The sequence below is a fragment of the Pantoea sp. X-Soil-ISGK-421 genome, from assembly GCF_059730785.1.
In genome coordinates, this window is the sequence record NZ_AP035979.1 from 930,940 (window position 1) to 954,487 (window position 23,548).

Below are 23,548 nucleotides of genomic sequence, written 5' to 3' on the forward strand. Positions count from 1 at the left end.
CGCGCTGCAGTAATGCCGTTATTTACCGGCGGCTGTGCGCCACTGTTTGATGTAATCCAGACGTTTTTTCGGTTGCAGATATTCCAGCAGGCTTTCATCAACCGGGATCGGTTTCAGCGCGGTGCCTAACATTTTGGTCATGCCATCAATGTCGTTTTTGCCTTCAATATCATTGCGCAGGGAAGGGATGTCGGCCTGATTGGCCAGAATGCTTTGCCCTTTTTCAGACAGCACATAATCCAGCCACAGTTTTGCTGCATTGCTGTTACTGGCTTGCTGGCTGATGAACGAGACGCGAGACAGCACCAGCGTGTAATCCTTCGGATAAGAGATGCCCAGCGACGGATCGGTTTTCGCGCGGGCTTCGGCATATGAACCGAGGATGTTGAAGCCGATCAGGTTTTCACCGGACGACACCCTTTCCATCATGGTACCGGTGGATGACTGCACGGCTAAACCGCCTTTCGCCACGTCAGCCAACGTTTTGAAATAATGAGGATCGGCTTTGGCATCCTGCACCGAGAGCATGAAGCCGAGGCCTGATTTCTCAATATCGTAGGTGGTGACTTTGCTCTTGAATTTGTCGGTCTGGCTGGCGATCAGCTTGGCCAGTGCGGTGTGCGAATCGGGTACGTCACCGGCGGGGATCAGGCGTTTGTTATAGATGAACACCACCGGTTCGTAGGTGGTGCCATAGGCTTTGTTGTTCCACACCGCCCACTTCGGCAGTTGCGCCAGTTCGGGAGATTTATATTCCTGCGCGTAGTCGGTCGCCAGCTTCAGGCCGGTATCCATGGAGGAGCTCCAGACTACATCACCGCTGGTGCCGCCCGAGGCTTGTTCACTGATAAAACGGTTGTACAGCTCGGTGCTGTTCATATCGTTATATTCAACTTTGATGCCGGGATACGTGGTTTCGAAGCCCTTAATCAGCGGCCCGGCGGCTTTAGTGTCGGTGGTGGAATAGATCACCACTTTGCCTTCCTTGGTCGCGGCATCAATAACGCGTTGGTAATCCGCCGGATAACCCTGCGGCGGAGCGGAAAGGGCAGAACAAGAGATCAGTACAGTAGCGGCAACCAGAGAGAGTGGGAATTTGTTCGACATTATAATTAACCTTTTAGTTACATTTGAGGAACTAATGGTCAACATAGCCGATCGCCTTTCCCACACAAGAGGTGACGGATTGTTATCTTCACGAAGTGTGATTGTTGGCGCTGTTTAGGCAATTAACACCATAAAAACCACAACCGGCAACGCGCAGCATTTGCGCGGGATCACAGGATTTTGCGGTACAGCCGACGCGGATGGCCGATGTTACCGTACTGCATCTCAACGCCAATAAAGCCGATCTCAACACAATATTCCAGGTAACGGCGGCCGGTGGTTTTGCTGATGCCGACGTTTTCCACGACCTGTTCGACCGACCAACAGCGGTCTGGCGCAGCACTAAAAAACGCTTTCACCCGATCCAGCGTAATGGATTCAATCCCTTTACTGGACGGTGCCGAAGGCGCATCACTGGTCGGCAGATTGAACAGCTTATCCAGCGCCTGCTGATCGACGTTCTTCATTTGGCGCATCGTCTGTACCAGCCGCATAAAGCGTTCCAGCGACGCGCGCAGGCGATGGAAAAACACCGGCTTCAGCAGATAGTCGAATGCGCCGCTGCGTATCGCGTGGCTACAGGTTTGCATGTCGCTGGCAGCGGTGATGAAAATCACCGAACACTCAAAACGCTTTAACAGCGGATCGTCAATCAATGTCACGCCCTGACCATCCGGCAAAAAGTTGTCGAGCAGCAGCAGCCGTGGCTGATGCAATGCAATCAGTTCACGCGCCTGCGCCAACGTGGCGGCAATGCCCACCACGCGCAGATGGAAGTTCTGCTCAATATATTCACGGTGCAAATCGGCCAGATGCGGCTCATCTTCCACAATCACCACATCAAGTGGCTTAGCATTATTCATGGGAAAGTCCTGTTAACGCGGCGGGCTGGAACGGAATAAACACCGAGAAGATAGTGCCCTGCGGCGAGTTGTCGCTGATCTCAATGCTGCCGCCCGCCTGCTGCACGTAACCCGCAGTCAGATAGAGACCGATGCCGTGTTCTGAACCGAGCATGTCGTCACCGCTGGACGGCTTGCTGGTAACGCCTTGTTCAAACAGATTCGGTTTGATGCTGTCATCCACGCCGCAGCCCTGATCGGCCACTTCGATGAGCAGTTCCTGATTACGACCAGAAATATACACTTCAATCGGTGCCGCGGGCGTTCTGGCATTCAGCGTGGCGTCCACTGCATTATCCAGCAGATTGCCGATCACCGACATCAACGCCGTTTCGCTCAACGCAGCTGGAATGCGGCTCAGCTGGCAGGCCGGATCGAATTGCAGCTCAACGCCTTTTTCCCGCGCGCTAACATATTTCCCCAGCAGCAGCCCGCACAGCGCGGGCGAGGTAAAGCGCGCCGAGACAAAATCCAGCACCTGCTGCGCCCCGGCAGATTGGGCATGGATATAGCGCATCGCGTCATCGTAACGCTGCATCTGTAACAAACCGACCAGGGTGGCGGTCCAGTTCAACTGTTCATGGCGCATGATGCGCAAATTATCCGCATAGCGTTTAACCTGGCTCAGCTGGCTACTCAGCGTATTAATGTCGTTTTTATCGCGGAAGCTGCAGACCCAGCCGCCGGGTTCGCCGGGTTCCAGCTCGATCGCCACCCGATTCGCGATCACCTGACGCTGATTGAGCACGGTGATGTGGTCGTGGGTTTTCACCTCATGCTGATTTAAAAACGCCGGATGGATCTGCAGGACAGCATCAAGCGGTTTCCCCAGCAGCTCACTTTCACTCTGCTGAATTTCCAGCAACTCTCTCGCCGCGCGGTTGATAAGAATCAGCTGCCGCTCCGCGTTTACCGCAAATACGCCTTCATACATCGCTTCCAGCAGCGCTTTTTGCTGCAGCACCAGCAGCGCGATATCTTTCGGCTCCAACCAGAACATCTGTTTTTTCAGGTTGCGGCTAAATACCCAGGAGAAAATAAACAGCAGCAGCAACAGCGCCACGCCATACAAGCTGGCCTGCCACAGCAGGCTGACGTTGATATTGGCAATATAGGAGGTGAGATACCCCACCGAGACAATGCCAATCACCTGATGCTGCGCATCAACGATCGGCGCTTTGCTGCGGAGCGACACGCCGATGCCGCCTTTGCGCACGGAAATAATGGTTTTCCCCTGTAGCACTTCCGCATTGTCGCCGCCAATCATGGGTAAATTGAGGCGCTCCGGTGATTCCGAGTGATAGAGATGTTGTTCTTGCGTGTCACCAATCACGATGTAACTGGCATCGCTTTGATTGCGTAAGGGCTGAATCAGCGCGGCGATGCCGGCGATATCACGGCTCGCTACTTTCTCCGCCAGACCGGGCATCAGCGCAATCTCACTGGCCTGCACCCGTGCGCGCTGTCCCAGATCGTGATGCAACTGGCGGTCAATGAAATGAAACAAAATGGTGCCCAGCAAGGCGAGTAGCAGGCAGGAAAACAGCACCAGCGACAGGAAGAGTTTTACCTGGAAAGATAATCTGCGTTTCATACAACCTGCAGTAAAGGAAAACTGGAGAGAGGCATGGCTGGAGACTAGCACGCGAAAATGCGGGCCGTGACAGCCTAACGCCAGAGTTGTGAGCTGGCTTCACTCTCAGCAAGGCTAAGGCGCGGGTTTCTGTTGGCACGATGTCATCGATATTCCGATCTTATTCCTGGTATTCGCCTGCTGCGACGCTAATCAATGCACTAAAAACCTCTTCATCACGGCTAATCAATGCGCAATTATTTAATCCATCCTTTCTCTGAGTAAATTCCGGTTTGGCCTGGCAACCATTGACCTTATAACCCCGAGTGGTGAGAATGCTGGGAAAAGTTTTGAATTAGATCGCAAATTTTGGGCATAAAGCCTGTTGCAGTGCGACTGCGAGAGCCGCACTGAATTAACGCCACTTGCACTTATCGGACAGCCAAAGACGCGCCGGATTAATAAAAGTGCAGGGCATACAGCAAATATCGTTAATGTCGTGACGTTCGTTGAGAAGGCCCGTCTTTTGATGCACCTTCTCAGCCCCGGTCGGCATGTCTTGTTTTCGGTAATGGGCGTGATAAAGACGCCAGGTTTTTTTAACTCTCATTACAGAAAGATAAAAAATTTAATTTAAGTACGTCGTGAAAGCCGTGGTGACGGCATTAGCTTAATCACCCAAATAAAAAACGTAACTGGCTGAAAATTAACTGAACTCTTACGGGTGCAGCGCAGCCTCTTTACGCCTAAAAAGTGGATTTCTGCGTAGTCAGTAAACAGGTAGCTGCAAGCCTGGGGCGGTAGCCTGCCTGATTTACCTGAAGAAAACAGAATAAATCTGCACGGTTTATTTGGCGATTATCTTATTCAGTCATCTTTTTAGAGAGAATTAAAGGCCAATTTTAGTTGACCTGAGGAAACTCTGAAATAAACAGGCAATAAATGTTAAGCCGGGCGCAAGCAACGCGCAGCGTTAATCGCTGCAACGTTCAGCGATTACTTTTTCCGCCCGCAACTTTTTACTTCGACAGAGTCCAGAGGTTATATGCAAAATCCCGTTAACGACGTTTTAATCAGCGTCATCGTGCCGGTGTATAATGCCGCGGCGTATCTGGAGCGATGCATTGATAGCCTGCTAAAGCAGGAAGAAAGCCGTTTTGAAGTGATTTTTATTAACGACGGTTCCAGCGATAATTCGCTCGCGATATTACAGAACTACGCCCATTACCCGCATTTCCACATCATCGACAAAACCAATGGTGGCGTCTCGTCGGCGCGCAATCAGGGCATTCGCGCTTCACGCGGCAAACTGCTGTGTTTTTTAGACGCCGATGATTTTTTGCCTGCTAGCGCGTTTGCCACCTATGTGCGGTTGATGCAAAACCCGGTGGCGATGGTGGTGGGAGCATCTCAGCACTTCACGCCGCAAGGTGAGCCGCTCGATTTCCCGGCGAACACCACTGACACTCGCCAGTTGGCGGCGTCGGCGGCAATCAATGATCTGCTCTATTTTAATCCGCGTCACGGCATCTGCGATAAGGTGTTTCGCGGCGATGTCATTCGCCAGCATCAACTCAGTTTTAACGAAGAGATTTACAACTTCGAAGATCTGCTGTTTGTGATCAATTACCTGCATCTGCAACAGGATCGTCAGGTGGTCTTCACCCAGCAGGTGGTTTATCACTACGTGGTATCCACCAACTCGGCCACACGGTCGGCGTTACGTGAAAAGCATTTCTCATTTGCGCGTTCCTTTAATGGCATGCAGGCGTTTTTATCCGCGCAGCATAGTCGCTGTTATTACCATCTCTATTTAAAAGTCACCTCGTCCTATATCTATAAAGCGCTGCACAGCGACGGATTCAGTCGCGCCTTTATTGATGAATATATTTCGCTCTACCGTCGCAGCTTTAAGTCCTATTTCACCTCTGGATTGATGCTCAATCCGTGGAGCCTGTACTTTGCGCTGTTTTTTGTCAGTCCACGACTGGTATCGCGTCTGCGCCGACTGGCACAGAAATAAACGCTGAGGTTGAGTTGTGAAAGATAAATTAAAAAATTCCATGTGGATGATCGCTGAAAAGCTGATTGCGGTATTTGGCCTGATATTCGTCACCTCCTATGTGGCGAAATATGTTGGGCCAACCACCTTCGGCATTATTTCGATCTCAATGCTGGTATTTCAGTTCATCCAGAGCATCGCGCTGATGGGCAGCGATGTGATTTTGTTGAAACGCCTGTCGCAAAATCATCACTCCGGCATGCGCTTAATGATGGCGACGTTTCTGTTGGTGTTGCTGATTTATGGCGTGTTGGCGGCAAGCGGCATGCTGATCATGGGAGAAGAGTGGCGTGCTGAAGCGCGGGTGTTTATCTGCGCAGCGGCAATTGCCTGCCTGTTTTCCTCACTCGATTTGGTGAATATCTACAACGAGGCGAGGCTCAATGCGCGCCTGAATGTGATGGCCAATCTGGCGGGGCTGGCCATCAGTTTAACCGTGCGCTTCTTTATCTCTTATTACGGCCTGGACCCGCAGCTATTGTCGATTCCGATCGTATTGGCAACCTTTATTCCGTTTGCTATCAAGCTGGTGATTTTCCTTAAATACCATCGCCAGGTGCCGATTCCGGCACTGCGCCAGATGAAAAAATATTCACGCTATATGGTGGCATCGGGTATTTCCCTGGTGTTTTCAGTGATTGCTGTGGCGATCTATACCCGCGTGAACCAACTCAGCGTCTCTTATTTCCTTGGTGTAAAAGAGGCGGGCATTTTCACCGTAGCGCTGACACTCGCCACTGCATGGGTCTTTTTACCCAATGCGTTACTGGCTTCCTTTTTTCCAGCATTTTTTGCCGAGCGTGATGATAAGCAGTCAATTATCAAAGCGCAGAAATTACATCTGCTGGTGATTGGCGTCTCCTCGCTGGTGATTCTGGCGATTTGGTTATTGTCCGGATGGTTTATTCGCAACTTCTACGGGGCGGATTATCTCGATGCCGTAGCGCCAACGCTGTTACTCAGCGTGGGTGCGATGTGTGCAGTGCTCAGCAGTGTTATGGACCGTTTTATTATTAAGTACAACGGATATCGTTACTTAGTTAAGAAAACCTTCGTAGTGTTATTAATTTGCGTGGCGTCCTCTTTATTATTGGTTCCTTATTTTGGTTTAAACGGCGCGGCCATGAGCGTGGTATTAACCGAGTTCTTATCGTTCTCCCTGCTTAATTATTTTTTCCCTGCTCAACCTGTAATGCGTATTCACCAGGTATTTATCAACCCCAGGAAACTATGGCTGTTATTTAACAATATCAAAACCTCAGACAGTAAAGAGAGTTTATCATGAATGAAAAAACACTATTTAGTCTTATCATTCCCGTCTATAACGCACAAAAAACCGTTAAACGTACCTTGCAGAGCGTGCTTCAACAGACGTTCAGCAGTTATGAGGTTATTGTGGTCAATGATGGCAGCAGCGATTCAACCGCGAAAATACTGGAGGAGTTTAGCGCTTATTCACAGGTCACGGTCATTAACCAGATTAATGCCGGTGTCAGCGCCGCCCGTAATAATGGAATGCAGCACGCCAGCGGCGAATATATGTTATTCCTCGATGCGGATGATTGGGTGGACGATAATTTCCTCATGATCTTCAAACAACATCTTGATGCCTGGCCAGCGGAATCTGTCGATTTGATGGTAGGAAACCTCAACGACAACCGCGTAGGGAAAGTGTCTCAGGCGGGCTTCTTCAGCCAGGAGGACATTCCTTACGTGCTGGGTGAACTGGAGATGAGTGATAACATCGGCTATCTCCATAACAAATGTTATCGCCGTCAGATTATTGAGGAACTGAATCTGCGCTTCCTGGAAGGTATTTCAATGAGCGAGGATTTGCTGTTTAACCTTAAATTCTTCAGCTGCATTAGCAACTTCCTGGTGACGCCGGGTGCGGCTTATCATTATGAAGACGTGGAGGGTTCATTATCGAAGCGTAAAGTGCAATACAGTGAACTGAAAGTGCGTAAACAGTTTCTCACCGCGCTTTATGATTCGATCATTAGTAAATATCAGTCCAGCGATCTCGACTATTTCCTCAAAGGCATCTCAAAACGTGTGCTCGCGCTGGATATGCAGATTGTGACCGCTATGTATCACGCTTCGTTTTCACCTGCGGATATTGCCCAGGAAATTAATGAAATAAAGCGGGGTAAATACTCAAAAGGTATTTTCATCCTGCTGAATAAAAATGAAAAATTGAAGTACATGATTATGAATTTGAATACACTTACAGCGTACTATTTTCTTTATGCATTATACAGAATGCGTGCATTCTAATTAAATTCTCCCGGTGTTAGCCTCTGGACGCATTTGCTGTTTCAGAGGCTAATTATCGGGGGAGTTTCCCCCGATGTTATCAACCTACCCGTTGCCGCACCTGTCCACTTTCCTCACGCCTTTCTGCTGACTCCCCATTACTCCTTCTTGCACTCATCCCGCGTCTCATGTCAAATAGCGCCCCATGCAATCGATTGCGCGCATGTTTCGTGCATTTTCTGCGGCGCAGGACATCAGGATGCGTGAATTTCATCTCATGAAGCGTCATCCTTTGCGTTCCGGCCGGGCGGAGCCGCCCACGCCATGATTGGCAGCCATCATTGTGGCTGCATGTTGATAAAGCTTGAAATTCTGGAGAGACAGATGGACAACTCACAAACCGGTACGCTTGGCACCGTAGAAACGGCGGCGAAGGGCTGGCGCAAGAGTGATACCGTGTGGATGCTGGGTCTTTACGGTACGGCGATTGGTGCGGGCGTACTTTTCCTGCCGATTAACGCCGGGGCAGGCGGGCTGATTCCGCTGATTATCATGGCGATCCTTGCCTTCCCGATGACCTATTACGCCCATCGCGCGCTGACGCGCTTTGTGCTCTCCGGTAAAAATCCCGGCGAAGATATCACCGAAGTGGTTGAAGAGCATTTCGGTGTGGGTGCCGGCAAAATCATCACCTTGCTCTACTTCTTTGCCATCTATCCGATCCTGCTGATGTACAGCGTGGCGATTACCAATACCGTTGATAGCTTTATCGTGCATCAGCTAGGTCTGGTTTCGCCGCCGCGTGCGCTGCTGTCGCTGATTCTGATTATCGGCATGATGACGGTGGTGCGCTTCGGTGAGCAGATGATTGTGAAAGCGATGAGCGTGCTGGTGTTCCCGTTTGTAGCGGTGCTGATGCTACTGGCGGCTTATCTGGTGCCGCACTGGCATGGCGCGGCGCTGGAAACCTTGTCGCTGAGCCAGAGCGTCAGCGGTCACGGCATCCTGATGACGCTGTGGCTGGCAATTCCGGTAATGGTGTTCTCCTTCAACCACTCGCCGATCATTTCGTCGTTTGCTGTCGCCAAGCGCGATGAATACGGTGCTGGCGCCGAGAAAAAGTGTTCACGCATTCTGGCGAACGCCCATTTGTTGATGGTGGTGACGGTGATGTTCTTTGTGTTCAGCTGCGTGCTGAGCCTGTCGCCAGCCGATCTGCAGGCGGCGAAAGATCAGAACATCACCATTCTGTCTTACTTAGCTAACCACTTTAATGTGCCGATGATTGCGTGGATGGGCCCGATTGTCGCGATGGTGGCGATCACCAAATCGTTCCTTGGGCATTATCTGGGGGCGCGTGAAGGTTTTAACGGCATTGTGGTGAAGTCATTGCGCAGCCGCGGTAAAACCGTCACGCCGCAGCGCCTGAATCGTCTAACCACCGGCTTTATGTTGCTGACCACCTGGCTGGTGGCGACGCTGAATCCAAGCATTCTGGGGATGATTGAAACCCTTGGCGGGCCGATTATTGCGATGATTCTGTTCCTGATGCCGATGTACGCCATCCAGAAAGTGCCGGCGATGCGGCAGTACAGCGGGAAGATCAGTAACCTGTTTGTGGTGATTGTTGGCGTGCTGGCGATTTCGTCGATTGCGTATTCGCTGATGAATTAATATTGGTCATCAACAAGGTGCGCATTAATGCGCACCTTACGCCGTAGGGGCGCCATTTATGGCGACCTGGTTATCCTTACACCGCCGCGGTTTTAAACACGCTCATCGACTGCGCTAAACGATCCGCCTGCTCCTGCAACGCCTGCGACGCTGCTGAGGCTTCCTGCACCAGTGCTGCGTTCTGTTGCGTCACCGCTTCCATCTGGGTTATCGCCGAGTTAATCTCGCTAATCCCGCTGCTCTGTTCGCTGCTGGCGATGGTGATTTCACTCATGATATCCGCCACGCTTTTCACGCTGCTAACCACTTCACCAATGGTGGAACCGGCGTGCGTCACCAGGCGGCTGCCTTCATCGACCTGTGCCACAGAATCCTCGATTAACACCTTGATCTCTTTTGCGGCAGAAGCAGAACGTGCCGCCAGATTACGCACTTCGGTCGCCACCACGGCAAAACCACGGCCTTGCTCACCGGCGCGTGCGGCTTCGACCGCGGCGTTAAGTGAAAGAATATTGGTCTGGAAGGCAATCGAATCGATTACGCTGATAATATCAACGATCTTCTTCGAAGAGAGCGTAATGGCTTCCATCTTCTCGATCACCTGTTCCATTACCACACCGCCCTGTTTCGCCACATTGGAGGTATTCGCCACCAGTTGATTGGCTTCACGCGCGTTCTCTGCATTGTGTTTCACGGTGGCGGTCATCTGCTCCATCGCCGAAGCGGTCTCTTCCAGCGAGCTGGCTTGCTGTTCGGTACGCGAAGAGAGATCGATGTTGCCGCTGGAGATCTGATTCGATGCGACGGCGATAGTATCGGATCCCGCGCGCACATCGGAAACGATGGTCAGCAGGTTGTCGTTCATCGCCTGCAGCGCCTGCATCAGTACGGCGGTTTCATCTTTGCCGCTGATTTCAATGTGTGAACTGAGGTCACCTGCCGCCACTTTCCCGGCGATTTCTACCGCTTCGTTGAGTGGGCGCACAATCGAATGTGTCAGCATAAAGCCCAATACAATTGCGGCCGCAATCGCAATGGCAGAGAAAATCAGCGTCATCTCAATCGCAGATGAGCCGTTTTCAATGATTCTTGCGCCTTCTTGCTCCAACTGTGCCGATTGAGAGTTGGCAAAAGCGACAGCGCTTTCCAGGAATGCATTCTGCGTATTCGTTATAGATTTCAACACATAAGTACTTGCTGCTTCGGCATTTCCAGCACGCACCAGTTCCAATAATTCTTTCTTCTCAACTTCAAACTTGTCACTGGCCGCCAGCAGGCCAGCAATTTTCTTTTTACCCACTTCGGTTACCTGCAGCGCTTTGATTTTATTCATTGCGTTATTGGTATGTTCGGTGGCTTCGGCTAATTGCTGGTAGCGTTTGACGTTATTTTCCGGGCGCGTGGTATCAATCACGATGCCGCGCAGATATTTGATTTGATCGTTAACCCCGTCGCGCACGTCAAAACCGAGACGGACTTTTACGTAGCGATCTTCAACAATCGAAGTGATGCCGGTTTTGATATTGTTGATTTTGCTGATCGACGTCACGCCGACGATAACTAACAGTGCGACCACTAAACCAAAAGCGATGCCCAGACGGACGCCGACCTTCATATTCTTTAAGCTCAACATTGGTTCTCCCCGTAATACCAGAAATTAATGTTTCAAGACGGAAAAGCAGGCAAGGTGCCCGCATCAGGTTGATGTTTTCTAAGATGAAAATTCGTTACGCAGCGTGACAAATCTGGTATGGCAGTTGCGGCGCAAGCGCTTTCTGTTATCGGTTATTAATGTTTTAACTTTAATTTTTAGAGATAGGTCACAGAATGGTTAACGGCAGTAACGGTGATTTTTGGCTGGTATTTAAGAAGTTGTCATAAGGTCGCCATGAATGGCGACCCTACAAGGGCGTTTCGTAGGGTGCGCATTTATGCGCACCGGGATAACGATGTAATTAACGGGGTTTTTTCAGTACGCCGTGGATCACGCTGGAGAGTTCGTTAATTTCGAATTTCGCCACGTAACCATCGGCACCGACTTTACGCACGTGATCTTCGTTGGCGCTACCGGAGAGCGAGGAGTGGATCACCACCGGAATCTGGCGCAGATTGTTATCGCGCTTGATGTTACGCGTTAAGGTAAAGCCATCCATTTCTGGCATTTCGAGATCGGTCAGCACCAGGGCGATCTTGTCATGGATCGATTCACCGTTGGCTGCGGCTTCTTTCTGCATCTCGTTAATCTTAATCCAGGCTTCCAGACCGGTGTTATGCATAATCGCCGGGATGCCCATGCTTTTCAGCCCTTGCTCCAGCAGCTGACGCGCCACTTTGGAATCTTCCGCAACAATCGCCACCTGACCCGGCTTAAGATTGAAATCTTTGGCAGTTTCGGCGCTCGGCTCAACGCCACGTACTGAAGGGATGATGTCATACAGAATTTGCTCAACATCCAGCACCATCGCCAGATTGTTGCTCTGACCGTCGGTATCCAGACAGGCGATGCTGGTGATGTTACGGCTGCCGATGCCCGCTTCCGCGGTATGCACCTGGCTCCAGTCGAGACGCACAATGTTCTCCACCGATTCCACCGCAAACGCCTGAGTACTGCGCGCATACTCCGTCACCAGCAGCAGGTTAAGGCCGGTTTCCGGTTTGCAGCCGGTGACAGCCGGCAGATCGATAACCGGAATAAACTGACCGCGAATACTCGCCATGCCCAACAGCGGCGATTGCATACCCGCGGCGCGGGTGATGGTTGGCATCGGCACGATTTCGCGCAGTTTAAACACGTTGATGCCGTACAGCTCAGATTTGCCTTTCAGCTGATCGGAACCCAATCGGAACAACAGCAGTTCGAATTTATTGGAAAGCGCAAGATTGGCGCGTTCATCGATCTCTTTCTGAAAATTATCCATCATGGCCTCGGAGCAGATCTGGGCAGGGAAAAGGGCAGGGCAAAATCGCCATGATTAACTTATCGGCAGAAGAGAAAAAAAATGAAGGGGAGATAACGGAAATTTTAGCGTGAGAGCGATCGCCCTCACGCTTACACATCTTACTTCAGCAGAATGGCGCGCACGCTTTTGCCTTTGATCTTGCCCTCTTTCAGCTTGATCAGGGCTTTCTTCGCCAGAGCGGCGTCGATGGCAACATAAGCGTGCGTGGCGGTCATATCGATCTTGCCGATCTGATCGCCATTGAATCCGGCTTCACCGGTCAGCGCGCCAAGGATATCGCCCGGACGGATTTTGGCTTTGCGGCCGCCATCAATGCACAGCGTCATTTTGGTCGCCGGCAGCGATTTAGCGCTAATGCCTTTCAGCGTACTGGAAGCGATCCAGTTGAGCTTCTGCTGCAGATACTCTTCCAGCGCATTGGCGCGCACCATTTCGTCTGGGGCAACAAAGCTCACCGCCAGCCCTTTTTCGCCGGCGCGACCGGTACGCCCGATGCGGTGGATGTGTACTTCCGGATCCCACGCCAGCTGGAAATTCACCACTAACGCCAGCGATTTGATATCCAGGCCGCGTGCAGCCACATCGGTGGCGATCAGTACGCGGATGCTGCCGTTGGCGAAACGAATTAACACGCGCTCGCGATCGCGCTGTTCCAGATCGCCATGCAGCGCTAACGCACTGATATCACGTTCATTTAATGCAGCGGCGACGTCATCACACTCGCGCTTAGTGTTACAGAACACCACGCAGGAGGCCGGTTGCTGCTGGCTGAGCAGGGCGCCGAGCAGGCTGTGACGCTCTTTGGCGCTGGCTTCAATAAACTGCTGCTCGATGGTGGGTAACTCGGTTTTATCTTCAGTGGCCACCGCCAGCGCATCACGTTGAAAACGCTGGCTGAGGCTGGCGATGGTATCCGGCCAGGTGGCAGAGAACAGCAGCGTCTGGCGCGTTTCCGGCGTGAAACCAATGATTGCTTCCATGTCGTCGCGGAAGCCCATCTCCAGCATGCGATCCGCTTCATCCAGCACCAGCGTTTGCAGCTTGCTGAGATCGAGGTTGTCGCGCTTCAGATGATCGAGCAAACGGCCCGGCGTCCCCACCACGATATGCGGCGCATGCACCAGTGAATCGCGTTGCGCGCTCATCGGCTGGCCGCCGCACAGCGTCAGGATTTTGATATTGCGGGTAAAACGCGCCAGCTGACGTAGCACGTTGCTGACCTGATCGGCCAGTTCGCGCGTCGGGCACAGAATCAACGCCTGAGTGTGGAACTGGCTGTTGTCGATGCGATTCAGTAAACCCACGCCAAAGGCGGCGGTTTTGCCACTGCCGGTTTTCGCCTGCGCACGCACGTCGCGCCCTTCCAGAATAGCGGGCAGGGAAGCGGCCTGAATCGGCGTCATGGCGTCGAAGCCCATCTCGCGCAGGTTATCGAGTTGGCTGGCGGGCAGTTGCGTCAGGGTAGAAAAAGCAGTCACGGGAATGTCTCTAATTGCGGGTAGGATTGCGGCGGTCAGTCTGGCAGAAAGGACCCGCATCGGCAATGGCAAAAGCGCGCTTGCTTTACCCCTGAAATCAGTAAGTGTCACGTTCGCTTTGTTTAATTAATCAACGATAACTATCGCGAAATTCTAATGCTTTTGCGGTAGATATTCTCAAAGATGAGTGCGCTAAAAACATACATAGTGAACGAAAAGGTGCAATTAGCCTTGATAAGCGGGTTATTCAGGGGCTTTTGTTCGATTTTTTGCAGATGTAACGCTTATGTGTTGCTACGGATGGGAGAAATTCTGATTAAAAAAACCTGTCGCTTTGCTTTATATTTAGCGCGCCATTAGGTGAACGATTAGATACTCAAAATAATTCAGAGGTCATTTCATTGAGTCATTACGTCCAGGGACAAAACGAAGACATTCTGAAAATCGTCGGCCGCGCCGTGTTAACGCTGCATCTGCACGGAGAAACTTTGTCATCTGATAAAGTCAGCTCCATGATTGCCTGTTACGCGGAAGAAGAGCCTGTTAGTGACGATGAAAACCAGCGGTTGTATGCGCTGGCGATTCAGATGCTTTCGTAAATCCAGCACTCATCGGGTGTGCGTGTGCCACCCTTTTTATGTCGTACGTAAAGCCTCCTTGCGGAGGCTTTTTTGTTTTGATCTGTGCGGTTTTTGGAACGGCCGCCATGAATGGCGACCCTACGGAATATTACGCGCTAAACACCGGCAATCCACGGTGGAAAGTGGCGCGTACCGGGGAGATGCGTGCCACGGCTTCGGCGGAGCAGCTGGCATCGACCAGCATCATGCTGGCTTCATCATCGACCTTCGGCCATTGTCGCTCGCCCTGATTCGACAGCGGCAAAATCCCGCCGGTGGCGATATGCAGCGCGCGGCTCAAACCGAACTCATCGGAACCGCGATACAGCTGCGCATACACATTGGCTTTTTCCAGCATGCTGCCGGTGCCGAACGGCGACCAGTGATCGATCACGCTATCGGTGCCGGTCATCACGGTAATGCCCGCCGCCTGCAGCTGCGGCAGCGGCATGGTCAGTTTGCCAATCGGAATCGTCGAGGCCACGCTCATCTGCTGCTCGGCCATGCCTGCAATCATCTGATCCAGCGCTTTGCCTTCCAGCGTCCCGAGCGCAAAACCGTGGCTCAGCGTCACTTTGCCTTTCAACTGCGGATTTTTAGCAATGGTATCGATCATGTACTGAATCGCCGCCACGCCAGACGGTGAGGTCTCATGCAGATGAATATCTACGCCGCGCTGGAAGTCGATGGCGATTTGGAACATGGCATCCAGCGACGCCTGCATCGCGCCATCCACGTTGGTGGGATCGAGTCCGCCCACGAACTGTACGCCCATCTGCATCGCTTCGCGCATCAAGCCATCCACCTTCGAGTGCAGCAAACCGTGCTGTGGGAAGGCAACGATTTCACACGGGAATTCCGGGTGATCGGCCAGCGCCAGCTTGAGATGCTCAAGACTTTTCAAACCGCTCACCGGATCGATATTGCAGTGGCTGCGCGCTTCGGTGGTGCCTTTGCTGTGCAGCAGACCCATAATCGCTTCGGCACGTGCCTGCGAAGTCGGCAGCAGTTGCGGTATCAGCACCTGTTCACGTGCAATCATATCCATGATGGTTTTGCCCTGACGCGGACGCGGCGCTTGCCACGGCCCACCGTAGAAGGTTTTGTCGAGATGGATATGCATGTCGCGCGTGCGCGGCAGCAGCAGGGTGCCGTTGGCATCCCATTGCGGCAGCGCGGCGTTGCGCGCGTTGCCTGCCGCCTCGATTGCGGCAAACGTGCCGTCTTTAATCGTGATGTCATACAGGGCCGTGCGCGTGGCGATCACCTCATTACCGTCGCGCTCAAAACCCTCTTCGAGGCGTACGTTGAGCAGTTGATAATGCGCCACGCGCGGCGGTGGCGTGTGCGGCTGTATGCTGTTGGCGAGCAGTGGAGAAGCGGGGCCGGCGTAGCTGATACCGGCGGCCAGCAGGCTACCGGCGGCGGTCAGGCTAAGAAATTCGCGACGGCTGGGAGAGGTAAGTTGCATCAGAGGTTCCATCAAATGAGAAACGCTTAATCTGGCAAAACTCAACGCATCGCGCTGCGATATTTGCCACTGATGAGCAGTGGAAAAATCACTGCCACTGTAAGTGGCAAAACGTGACCAGCGCGGCGGCCAGAGCCTGTTGCGGAGTGTCCTGTGGCGCACGGCAAAACAGCGCCAGTTCAAAATGGTTGATATCGGGTAACCCGTCAGCCTCACCTAACACGCGATGCTCAGGCAGGCGGCAGCTGGCAGGAAGCAGGGTTAAGCCTAATCCGGCGGCGCTGGCGCTGGCGAGCGCCACCAAACTGGCACTGCTGTAGCTGATGCGCCAGCTGCGGCCGAGGGTATCCAGCGTCTGCGCCATCTCTTCGCGATAGAGACCGAGCTGCGGGAACACCACCAGCGGCACCGGCGTTTGCTCAAAACAGGGATGTTCGGCGCTGTCCAGCCACAGCAGCGGCTCGGGGCGCGAAGCCAGTGGGCGTTCGCCGCCCGGCTGTTTGATCAGCATGATATCCAGCTCCTCGCGCTGCCAGGCGCGGTGCAGATCGACATACATGCCGCTCATCACGTCGAGGCGCAGTTGCGGATGTTCGCGGCTGAACTCCGCCAGTAAACCGGCGGTCGGCGCGGCAAAATCTTCCGGCACGCCGAGACGCAACACGCCGTCGCGCCATTTATCGCTCAGCACGTCATGCGCTTCTCCGTTTAGCGCAATAATGCGGCGCGCATAGCCCAGCAGTTTCTCGCCCTCTTCGGTGAGCGCCACCTGATGCGAGGTGCGCTCCAGCAGCGGTTTGCCAATCATCTCTTCCAGCCGACGCACCTGCTGACTGACGGTGGATTGCGACAGATGCACACGATCGGCGGCGCGGGTGAAGCTGGCGGTTTCGCACACCGCCACAAAACTCAGCAGCTGCTGCGGGGTAAACATCGGCTGTCGATTCATTTTTCCACTGGTCGTTATGGTGTTATTTCATTTCCAAATAGTAGCGACTGCTGCGATGCTGACAACCTCTTTACAGCAGGATTGTGTATGAATCGACATTATGACGGATTAACGCTCGGCGCTTTGGTGCTGGCTGGGCTGAATATGCGACCGTTACTCACTTCTATTAGTCCATTACTCGGTCAGCTTCGTCAGACGATGGGACTCTCTTCACTGGCGGCTTCGCTGCTGCCTGCGGTACCCATGATAATGATGGGCGCAGTCGCGCTGCTGAGCGCTTCGCTGATGCAGCGCGTGCCGCTGCAACGCTTGCTGCTGGCCGGATTGACGCTGCTGCTGCTGGCGCTGGCGGCGCGCGGCCTGATCCATGACGGCGGCTGGCTGGTGGTCAGCGCGCTGTTTGGCGGGCTTGGCGTTGGCGTGGTGCAGATGGCGATGCCGGGCCTGATTCGTCAGCGGTTTGCACAGCGCAGCGCGCCGGTCACCGGATTGTGGGCGGGCGCACTGATGGGCGGCGGCGGGTTGGGCGCGGCGTTATCGCCGTGGCTCAGCGAGCGTTTCGGCTGGTCGCTAGCGCTGACCGGCTGGGCGCTGCCGGTGCTGCTGGCGATTGGATTGTGGTTATACGTGCGCGTACCCACCACCGCCAGCACGGAAAACATTGCGCTGCCGTCACTGTGGCGTACGCCGCGCGCCTGGACGCTGGCGATCAGTTTTGGCCTGGTGAACGGCGGTTACGCCACCTGCGTTGCCTGGCTGCCGGATGCTTATCATCACCTTGGCTGGTCGGCGCAGGCCGGCGGATCGCTGCTCGGCGCGATGATTTTGTGTCAGGTTGCGGGGGCATTACTGATGCCGCTGCTGGCGCGTAAGGCGGATCGGCGTCCGCAGCTGATTATCAGCCTGCTGTGTCAGCTGGTCGGCATGAGTGGCTTCCTGTTTGCACCGCTGTTCGCGCCGTGGCTGTGGGCGGCAATTGCTGGATTTGGGCTGGGTGCAGCATTCCCGCTGGCGATGGTGCTGGCGCTCGATCACCTGCCACATCCGCAGGCCGGTGCGCGACTGGTTGCCTTTATGCAGGGCGCGGGCTTTATTATCGCCGGTAGCATGCCGTTTATTGCCGGCCAGCTACAGGCGTTAACCCACAGTTTTTCCAGCGTGTGGTTGATGCAGGCGGCGGTGACGGTTGGGCTGATCTTGCTCAACTTGCGCTTTCATCCCCGCAGTTATCGGCGTGCCTTTGGTCGGACTGCGGCGTAATTGGTCCTACCGCACGGTGCAAATATGGCCAAGCCGTCACATAACCTGAAAAATCCCGCCCGTTTCATTGCATCAAAATAACAAAGCATTAACCATTCTCTTCCACAAAACCCGTTGCGCTGAATTTTGGTCCTACCAATTCAGCGTGGCGGGAGAGAATTACTCAGGATAATGCGATGACGCAAAATACACTGCGGGCGCGGCTCAGCGCCTGGATCACAGAACATCAGCTTGAGTCGGGCATGCGTTTACCTTCGGAGCGCGCACTGGCGGCGGAGTTCGGTGTCTCGCGTTCGTCACTGCGCGAGGCGATTCAGCAGCTGATCAGCAGCGGCGTGCTGGTCAGCAAACGCGGTGGCGGTACCTGGCTGCGTCAGCCGCAGCAGCCGTGGTCGGAACAGCGCATCGTTGAGCCGATTCGCCAGCTGTTGGCGGAGGATCCCGATTATCGTTATGACATCCTTGAAGCACGGCACGCCATTGAAGCCAGCACCGCGTGGCATGCGGCGTTACGTGCCACCGAATCGGATAAAGAGCGGCTGCGCTATGCGTTCGATGCGTTGCTGAAGATGAATGAGAGCGACGATCCCGATCTCGCCGCGCAGGCCGATTTGCGCTTCCATCTGGCCATCGCCGAAGCCTCGCATAATGTGGTGTTGCTGCAAACCATGCGCGGCTTTTTTGATCTGCTGCAATCCTCGGTGCTGCACAGCCGCCAGCGCATGTATACCCATCCGGTGATATTCAATCGTCTTAATGAGCAGCATCAAGCGCTGTTCGATGCGGTGATGGCCGGTGACGCTGAAGCGGCGCGCCAGGCAGCAATGGATCACCTCGGTTTTGTGCATACCACCATGAAAGCCCTGCACGAAGATGAAGCGCGCCAGGCGCGCATTACGCGTCTGCCGGGCCACGATTTACCTCAGCATAAGGAAAAAAATGGATGATTATTTCTGCTGCCAGTGACTATCGCGCCGCGGCGCAACGCATCTTGCCGCCGTTCCTGTTTCACTATCTGGATGGCGGTGCATATGCCGAACACACGCTGAAGCGTAATGTCGCCGATCTTTCCGATGTGGCGCTGCGCCAACGCGTGCTGAAGAACATGTCGGAATTGAGCCTTGAGACCACCCTGTTCAACGAAACGTTGTCGATGCCGGTGGCGCTGGCACCGGTGGGTTTGTGCGGCATGTATGCGCGGCGCGGTGAAGTGCAGGCGGCACGCGCGGCAGCGCTGAAAGGCATTCCGTTTACGCTCTCTACCGTGTCGGTGTGCCCAATCGAAGAAGTGGCACCGGCCATCAATCGACCCATGTGGTTCCAGCTCTATGTGCTGCGCGATCGTGGCTTTATGCGCAATGCGCTGGAGCGCGCCAAAGCCGCCGGCTGCACCACGCTGGTGTTCACCGTCGATATGCCGACGCCGGGCGCACGGTATCGCGATGCGCATTCCGGCATGAGCGGTCCGCATGCGGCCATGCGGCGTTACTGGCAGTCGGCTACGCATCCGCAATGGGCGTGGGATGTCGGTTTACATGGCCGCCCGCACGATCTCGGCAATATCTCCACTTATCTCGGCAAACCGACCGGGCTGGAAGATTACATCGGCTGGCTGGCGAACAACTTCGATCCTTCCATTTCCTGGAAAGATTTGGAATGGATTCGGGAGTTCTGGGATGGCCCGATGGTCATTAAAGGCATTCTCGACGCGGAAGATGCACGGGACGCGGTGCGTTTTGGTGCCGATGGCATTGTGGTGTCGAATCACGGCGGACGTCAGCTGGATGGCGTGCTGTCGTCGGCGCGCGCGTTACCGGCGATTGCCGATGCGGTGAAAGGCGATATCACTATTTTGGCCGATAGCGGCATCCGCAGCGGTTTAGACGTGGTGCGGATGATCGCACTCGGTGCCGACAGCGTGTTGCTGGGGCGCGCATTTGTCTATGCGCTGGCAACGCACGGTCAACGCGGCGTTGAGAATCTGCTCAATTTGATTGAGAAAGAGATGAAAGTGGCGATGACGCTGACCGGCGCGAAATCGATCAAAGAGATCACGCAAGCCTCGCTGGTGCAGGCCAATGCGCTGCTGAGCGAGGCGGGATTGAGCCCGGCACGTCCGCGGGCGGTGAGCTGAGTGCCAGCAAAATCAGTGATGTTGTCTATACTGAAACCCTGTCGAACACAACAGGAGGAATGACATGACTATTCATAAGAAAGGATCGGCCCATTGGGAAGGCGACATTAAAGGCAAAGGTACGGTAAGCACGGAAAGCGGCGTGTTGAGCAATCAACCGTACGGTTTCAACACCCGTTTCGAAGGGCAAAAGGGCACCAACCCGGAAGAATTGATTGGTGCTGCGCATGCCGCTTGCTTCTCAATGGCACTGTCGCTGATGTTGGGCAACGAAGGGCATAAGCCAACCAGTATCGATACCACGGCTGATGTGTCACTGGATAAAAAGGGCGAGGGTTTCGCCATCACCAGGATCGCGCTGACCAGCGCCATTGCGCTGCCAGGCATTGATGACGCGAAGTTCGATGAGATTATCCAGAAAGCCAAAGCGGGCTGCCCGGTATCTCAGGTACTGAATGCCGAGATTACGCTCGACTATACGCTGAATAAATAATCGCCCAATTGGGTGACCAGCGTTAGAATCAACGGTGCGCCTTAGGGCGCATCGTTGCTTTCTGCCGTCTGGAGGATGCGTGGCAAAAAAACTGGCTGCAACCAAACACTGGAAAATGATCGTGGTGCTGTTGTGCATCTGCGGAGCGCTGATGCTGATTCGCTGGGCGGCGATGATATGGGGCTGAAGGACTGGATTTGCAGCCACAAGCTCGGCGTATTGGTGATGGTGATTTTGGTACTGGAGTTACTGCATTATCTGCTCACGGCGTCGTGGTTCCCGTGGCAAATTCGCTAATCAATCAGGCGTATTCGCCATCGGTCTGCCGGACGTTACGCACGCTGCTGCGCGCAATGCGATAGGCTTTGCGCGGATCGCCCGCCACAAACTCGAAGGTGGGCGAGAAGTAGAAGGGCAGCCAGCCGCCGAAGCCGCTTTCCCATTCCCAACGTACGGGGCAGGGCCACAGGATGCCATCATACAAAATGTAATAAACCCAGCGTCCGTTTGGACGACGGGGACGAGAAGTTTTCATTGGATTCACAACGGTGATAGTGAAAAGCAGCTTATATTTTGAACGCTACAACCGATTCTTGCAATGCTGCCTGGCTGTTTTTTGCGCGACCCTAATAAAACTGGCACCGAATTAACGGTGCACTTCGCCACAAAGTAAGACCACATTAGGCCGGACTTTATGGATGCGATCGGCCATCTGCTCACAGGCCACTTTGGTCGGATAAATGCGCTCCGAAACCGGTAAGGCGTCGCAGGCATCATGTCCACACGCGCTCACTAATAAAACAAAACCAATCAGCATAATCAGACTCCTTTAACACCTTCTCGTTGGTACGGAATGTGTGGCTGGTCGTTCCCTTTTTTGATCCAGTATAGCTAAACGCGGCGGGAGTCAATTATCACCCTGAGCGGCTTTCTTGTCTGACTGAGCAGATTATACGCATCGCGGCGCGCATCAGTAGCGTAATCTGGGCTAAACTATGCGGCCCTGATAAAAACGATGAGTGCGTTAACATGTCAAACGAAATTGCCCATCCGGCTAGCAACCCAAAACAAGCCGCCCTGCAACTGGTGATTGAATTGGTGCGGGCGGGGAAGCTGAGCCCGCTGCACGGTGATGCGTCTAATATGATTTCCATCTATGAGCAGTTCAAAAATCATTTCGAAGCAGAAAAAGAGTAATTTCTGCGCCTTGGGTCGCCATGAATGGCGTCATGCCGATCGGTTAAACGCCGTACCAAATCACCGCACCTTCCGTAGCGGCGCGATTTATCGCGCAATGAATTGCGCCGCTACAGTGTGTGCGCTCGGTAATTAAGTTTTTTCATCTCTTAACTGACAACCATTACGCCATGAATGGCGACCTTACACCCGTTCTTCGGTGTGGGTGCGGTCGTACTCTTCCTGCGCACGTTCCAGGCTTGGACCATGCTCCAGCGCCCAGTCATACAGCGCGATAAACGGTTGTTGCAGCGTCTGCGCGAGCGGCGTCAGGCTATATTCCACACCGATTGGGGCCGTGTTCAGCACTTCACGATTCACCAGCCCATTCCGCTCCAGCCGCTTTAACGCATCCGCTAACGCTTTATGGGTGATGCCATCCAGTCGACGACGAATCTCATTAAACCGCGCGGGCTTCGTGCACAGCACGGTAAGAATTAATATCGACCATTTATTGGTGATGTGCTCCAACACCGGCCGGGTTTTTCCTACATCTCTCAAGCTGTTACCGTCGATCTCTGCCATGGCGATATACTCCGCGATATCTGGTATAAACAAAGTGCGTAATTGTTATTAAGTATAAAATATATACCATCTATTTTCTACCCAAACAGGAGAAAGCAGATGAGCAGACTGGAAAACAAAGTGGCGGTGGTATTGGGCGGCGCAAAGGGAATAGGTCTGGCAATTAGCCAGCGTTTTGCCCGCGAAGGAGCGACAACCTGGTTTACCTCGCGCCGTGACGAAGAGTTACAGGCCGCCAGCCGCAGCATCACGGGCAACGCGCATCCGCTGCGTGCCGATGTGAGCCAGCAGAGTGAACTGACGCGCATTATTGAGACGATTACGCGCGAATCCGGGCAGCTGGATGTGTTGGTGATCAATGCTGGGATGGCGGAGTACGCCACCATTGATGAGATCAACGCAGAGCATTTTGATAGCATCTTCGGCCTCAATGTACGCTCGCCGGTATTTGCCCTGCAGGCGGCGTTGCCGCTGCTGAAGCCTGGCGCCAGCGTGGTGCTGATAGGGTCAATTGCGGATGTGATTGGCACCCAAGGTTACGGCGTTTACAGCGCCAGTAAAGCCGCGCTGCGATCCTTTGCGCGTACCTGGACGCGTGAGCTCTCCGCGCGTGGCATCCGTGTTAACGTGGTGGCTCCCGGCCCGATTGATACCGATATGATGCAGGCGGCGTCTGACGAGGTGCGCACCGGAATAACCAGCACCATCCCACTCAGCAGAATGGGCAAACCCGAAGAAGTGGCCAACGTCGCGCTGTTCCTCGCCAGCGATGAAAGCAGTTACATTGCGGGCGCAGAAATCTGTGTGGATGGCGGTTTGACGCAAGTGTGAGGCGTGTTTACGGCCAT

Annotated in this window: 23 protein-coding genes; 12 read left to right on the top strand and 11 right to left on the bottom strand. The window is 53.8% G+C overall.

Features of this window, described 5'->3' with window-relative positions; all coding sequences use genetic code 11:
* Positions 1 to 18: 18 nt before the first annotated feature.
* The 3 genes from AC6I8K_RS04170 to AC6I8K_RS04180 all read right to left on the bottom strand — a co-directional run bounded on the left by AC6I8K_RS04170 (position 19) and on the right by AC6I8K_RS04180 (position 3,603).
* A complete protein-coding gene (locus AC6I8K_RS04170) occupies positions 19 to 1,107 on the bottom strand; it encodes an ABC transporter substrate-binding protein (RefSeq protein WP_497826267.1) in 1,089 nt (362 codons plus the stop codon).
* A gap of 170 nt (positions 1,108 to 1,277) precedes the next feature.
* Positions 1,278 to 1,970 (bottom strand): response regulator, encoded by a 693-nt coding sequence (locus tag AC6I8K_RS04175; protein ID WP_483816871.1) that lies wholly within the window; start codon positions 1,968 to 1,970, stop codon positions 1,278 to 1,280.
* Positions 1,963 to 3,603: an ATP-binding protein gene (locus tag AC6I8K_RS04180; RefSeq protein ID WP_483816872.1), complete on the bottom strand. Its 1,641-nt coding sequence runs from the start codon at positions 3,601 to 3,603 to the stop codon at positions 1,963 to 1,965. Before AC6I8K_RS04180 ends, AC6I8K_RS04175 begins: the two co-directional genes overlap by 8 nt.
* Positions 3,604 to 4,627: 1,024 nt before the next feature.
* Here AC6I8K_RS04180 and AC6I8K_RS04185 point away from each other — a divergent pair.
* The 4 genes from AC6I8K_RS04185 to AC6I8K_RS04200 all read left to right on the top strand — a co-directional run bounded on the left by AC6I8K_RS04185 (position 4,628) and on the right by AC6I8K_RS04200 (position 9,574).
* Positions 4,628 to 5,605: a glycosyltransferase family 2 protein gene (locus tag AC6I8K_RS04185; protein ID WP_497826268.1), complete on the top strand. Its 978-nt coding sequence runs from the start codon at positions 4,628 to 4,630 to the stop codon at positions 5,603 to 5,605.
* 16 nt (positions 5,606 to 5,621) lie between these two features.
* Positions 5,622 to 6,929 carry an oligosaccharide flippase family protein gene (locus AC6I8K_RS04190; RefSeq protein WP_497826269.1) on the top strand — a complete coding sequence of 436 codons (1,308 nt, stop codon included), beginning with the start codon at positions 5,622 to 5,624 and terminating at the stop codon, positions 6,927 to 6,929.
* Complete coding sequence (locus AC6I8K_RS04195; RefSeq protein WP_497826270.1) at positions 6,926 to 7,921, top strand: glycosyltransferase family 2 protein; 996 nt, start codon at positions 6,926 to 6,928, stop codon at positions 7,919 to 7,921. The genes AC6I8K_RS04190 and AC6I8K_RS04195 overlap by 4 nt, the downstream gene beginning before the upstream one ends.
* A gap of 363 nt (positions 7,922 to 8,284) precedes the next feature.
* The gene (locus tag AC6I8K_RS04200; protein WP_497826271.1) at positions 8,285 to 9,574 is read left to right on the top strand and encodes an HAAAP family serine/threonine permease; all 1,290 of its coding nucleotides are present in this window, start codon (positions 8,285 to 8,287) and stop codon (positions 9,572 to 9,574) included.
* A 76-nt stretch (positions 9,575 to 9,650) separates the two neighbouring features.
* Here the strand turns inward: AC6I8K_RS04200 and AC6I8K_RS04205 are convergent, their stop codons facing one another.
* From AC6I8K_RS04205 to dbpA, 3 genes are all read right to left on the bottom strand, one after another.
* On the bottom strand, positions 9,651 to 11,207 hold the full coding sequence (locus tag AC6I8K_RS04205; RefSeq protein ID WP_497826272.1) for a methyl-accepting chemotaxis protein: 1,557 nt from the start codon (positions 11,205 to 11,207) through the stop codon (positions 9,651 to 9,653).
* 322 nt (positions 11,208 to 11,529) lie between these two features.
* Positions 11,530 to 12,492, bottom strand: a complete 963-nt coding sequence (locus AC6I8K_RS04210) for a chemotaxis protein (RefSeq protein WP_007887101.1) — start codon at positions 12,490 to 12,492, stop codon at positions 11,530 to 11,532.
* Positions 12,493 to 12,632: 140 nt separating this feature from the next.
* Positions 12,633 to 14,012, bottom strand: coding sequence for an ATP-dependent RNA helicase DbpA (gene dbpA / locus AC6I8K_RS04215; protein ID WP_064740377.1), 1,380 nt, complete (start codon positions 14,010 to 14,012; stop codon positions 12,633 to 12,635).
* Positions 14,013 to 14,413: 401 nt separating this feature from the next.
* Between dbpA and AC6I8K_RS04220 the strand changes: the two genes are divergently transcribed.
* Positions 14,414 to 14,611, top strand: a complete 198-nt coding sequence (locus tag AC6I8K_RS04220) for a hypothetical protein (protein WP_039333073.1) — start codon at positions 14,414 to 14,416, stop codon at positions 14,609 to 14,611.
* Positions 14,612 to 14,741: 130 nt separating this feature from the next.
* Here the strand turns inward: AC6I8K_RS04220 and AC6I8K_RS04225 are convergent, their stop codons facing one another.
* The gene (locus AC6I8K_RS04225; protein ID WP_497826273.1) at positions 14,742 to 16,103 is read right to left on the bottom strand and encodes an amidohydrolase family protein; all 1,362 of its coding nucleotides are present in this window, start codon (positions 16,101 to 16,103) and stop codon (positions 14,742 to 14,744) included.
* A gap of 88 nt (positions 16,104 to 16,191) precedes the next feature.
* Positions 16,192 to 17,052 (bottom strand): LysR family transcriptional regulator, encoded by an 861-nt coding sequence (locus tag AC6I8K_RS04230; protein ID WP_497826274.1) that lies wholly within the window; start codon positions 17,050 to 17,052, stop codon positions 16,192 to 16,194.
* A gap of 87 nt (positions 17,053 to 17,139) precedes the next feature.
* Between AC6I8K_RS04230 and AC6I8K_RS04235 the strand changes: the two genes are divergently transcribed.
* The 5 genes from AC6I8K_RS04235 to yniD all read left to right on the top strand — a co-directional run bounded on the left by AC6I8K_RS04235 (position 17,140) and on the right by yniD (position 21,126).
* Entirely contained in the window at positions 17,140 to 18,312 is a 1,173-nt protein-coding gene (locus AC6I8K_RS04235; RefSeq protein WP_497826275.1) for a cyanate transporter, read from the top strand.
* Positions 18,313 to 18,488: 176 nt separating this feature from the next.
* Positions 18,489 to 19,259, top strand: a complete 771-nt coding sequence (gene lldR / locus AC6I8K_RS04240) for a transcriptional regulator LldR (RefSeq protein WP_483816879.1) — start codon at positions 18,489 to 18,491, stop codon at positions 19,257 to 19,259.
* Positions 19,256 to 20,446: an FMN-dependent L-lactate dehydrogenase LldD gene (lldD, locus tag AC6I8K_RS04245; RefSeq protein WP_064740382.1), complete on the top strand. Its 1,191-nt coding sequence runs from the start codon at positions 19,256 to 19,258 to the stop codon at positions 20,444 to 20,446. The genes lldR and lldD overlap by 4 nt, the downstream gene beginning before the upstream one ends.
* 64 nt (positions 20,447 to 20,510) lie before the next feature.
* A complete protein-coding gene (locus tag AC6I8K_RS04250) occupies positions 20,511 to 20,939 on the top strand; it encodes an OsmC family protein (RefSeq protein WP_483816880.1) in 429 nt (142 codons plus the stop codon).
* Between the two features lie 79 nt (positions 20,940 to 21,018).
* Positions 21,019 to 21,126, top strand: a complete 108-nt coding sequence (gene yniD / locus AC6I8K_RS04255) for a small membrane protein YniD (RefSeq protein ID WP_021507251.1) — start codon at positions 21,019 to 21,021, stop codon at positions 21,124 to 21,126.
* 114 nt (positions 21,127 to 21,240) lie between these two features.
* Here yniD and AC6I8K_RS04260 read toward each other — a convergent pair whose 3' ends face one another.
* Both AC6I8K_RS04260 and AC6I8K_RS04265 read right to left on the bottom strand, forming a co-directional pair.
* Positions 21,241 to 21,474: a hypothetical protein gene (locus AC6I8K_RS04260; RefSeq protein ID WP_064740385.1), complete on the bottom strand. Its 234-nt coding sequence runs from the start codon at positions 21,472 to 21,474 to the stop codon at positions 21,241 to 21,243.
* Between the two features lie 111 nt (positions 21,475 to 21,585).
* Positions 21,586 to 21,756 (bottom strand): hypothetical protein, encoded by a 171-nt coding sequence (locus AC6I8K_RS04265; protein WP_007887091.1) that lies wholly within the window; start codon positions 21,754 to 21,756, stop codon positions 21,586 to 21,588.
* A gap of 212 nt (positions 21,757 to 21,968) precedes the next feature.
* On the opposite strand from AC6I8K_RS04265, the gene AC6I8K_RS04270 reads away from it, so the two are divergent.
* Complete coding sequence (locus AC6I8K_RS04270) at positions 21,969 to 22,136, top strand: hypothetical protein (protein ID WP_196762366.1); 168 nt, start codon at positions 21,969 to 21,971, stop codon at positions 22,134 to 22,136.
* Between the two features lie 183 nt (positions 22,137 to 22,319).
* On the opposite strand, the gene AC6I8K_RS04275 is transcribed toward AC6I8K_RS04270, so the two are convergent.
* The gene (locus tag AC6I8K_RS04275; RefSeq protein WP_483816881.1) at positions 22,320 to 22,700 is read right to left on the bottom strand and encodes a winged helix-turn-helix transcriptional regulator; all 381 of its coding nucleotides are present in this window, start codon (positions 22,698 to 22,700) and stop codon (positions 22,320 to 22,322) included.
* A gap of 99 nt (positions 22,701 to 22,799) precedes the next feature.
* Between AC6I8K_RS04275 and AC6I8K_RS04280 the strand changes: the two genes are divergently transcribed.
* Entirely contained in the window at positions 22,800 to 23,531 is a 732-nt protein-coding gene (locus AC6I8K_RS04280; RefSeq protein WP_497826276.1) for an SDR family NAD(P)-dependent oxidoreductase, read from the top strand.
* Positions 23,532 to 23,548: the final 17 nt, after the last annotated feature.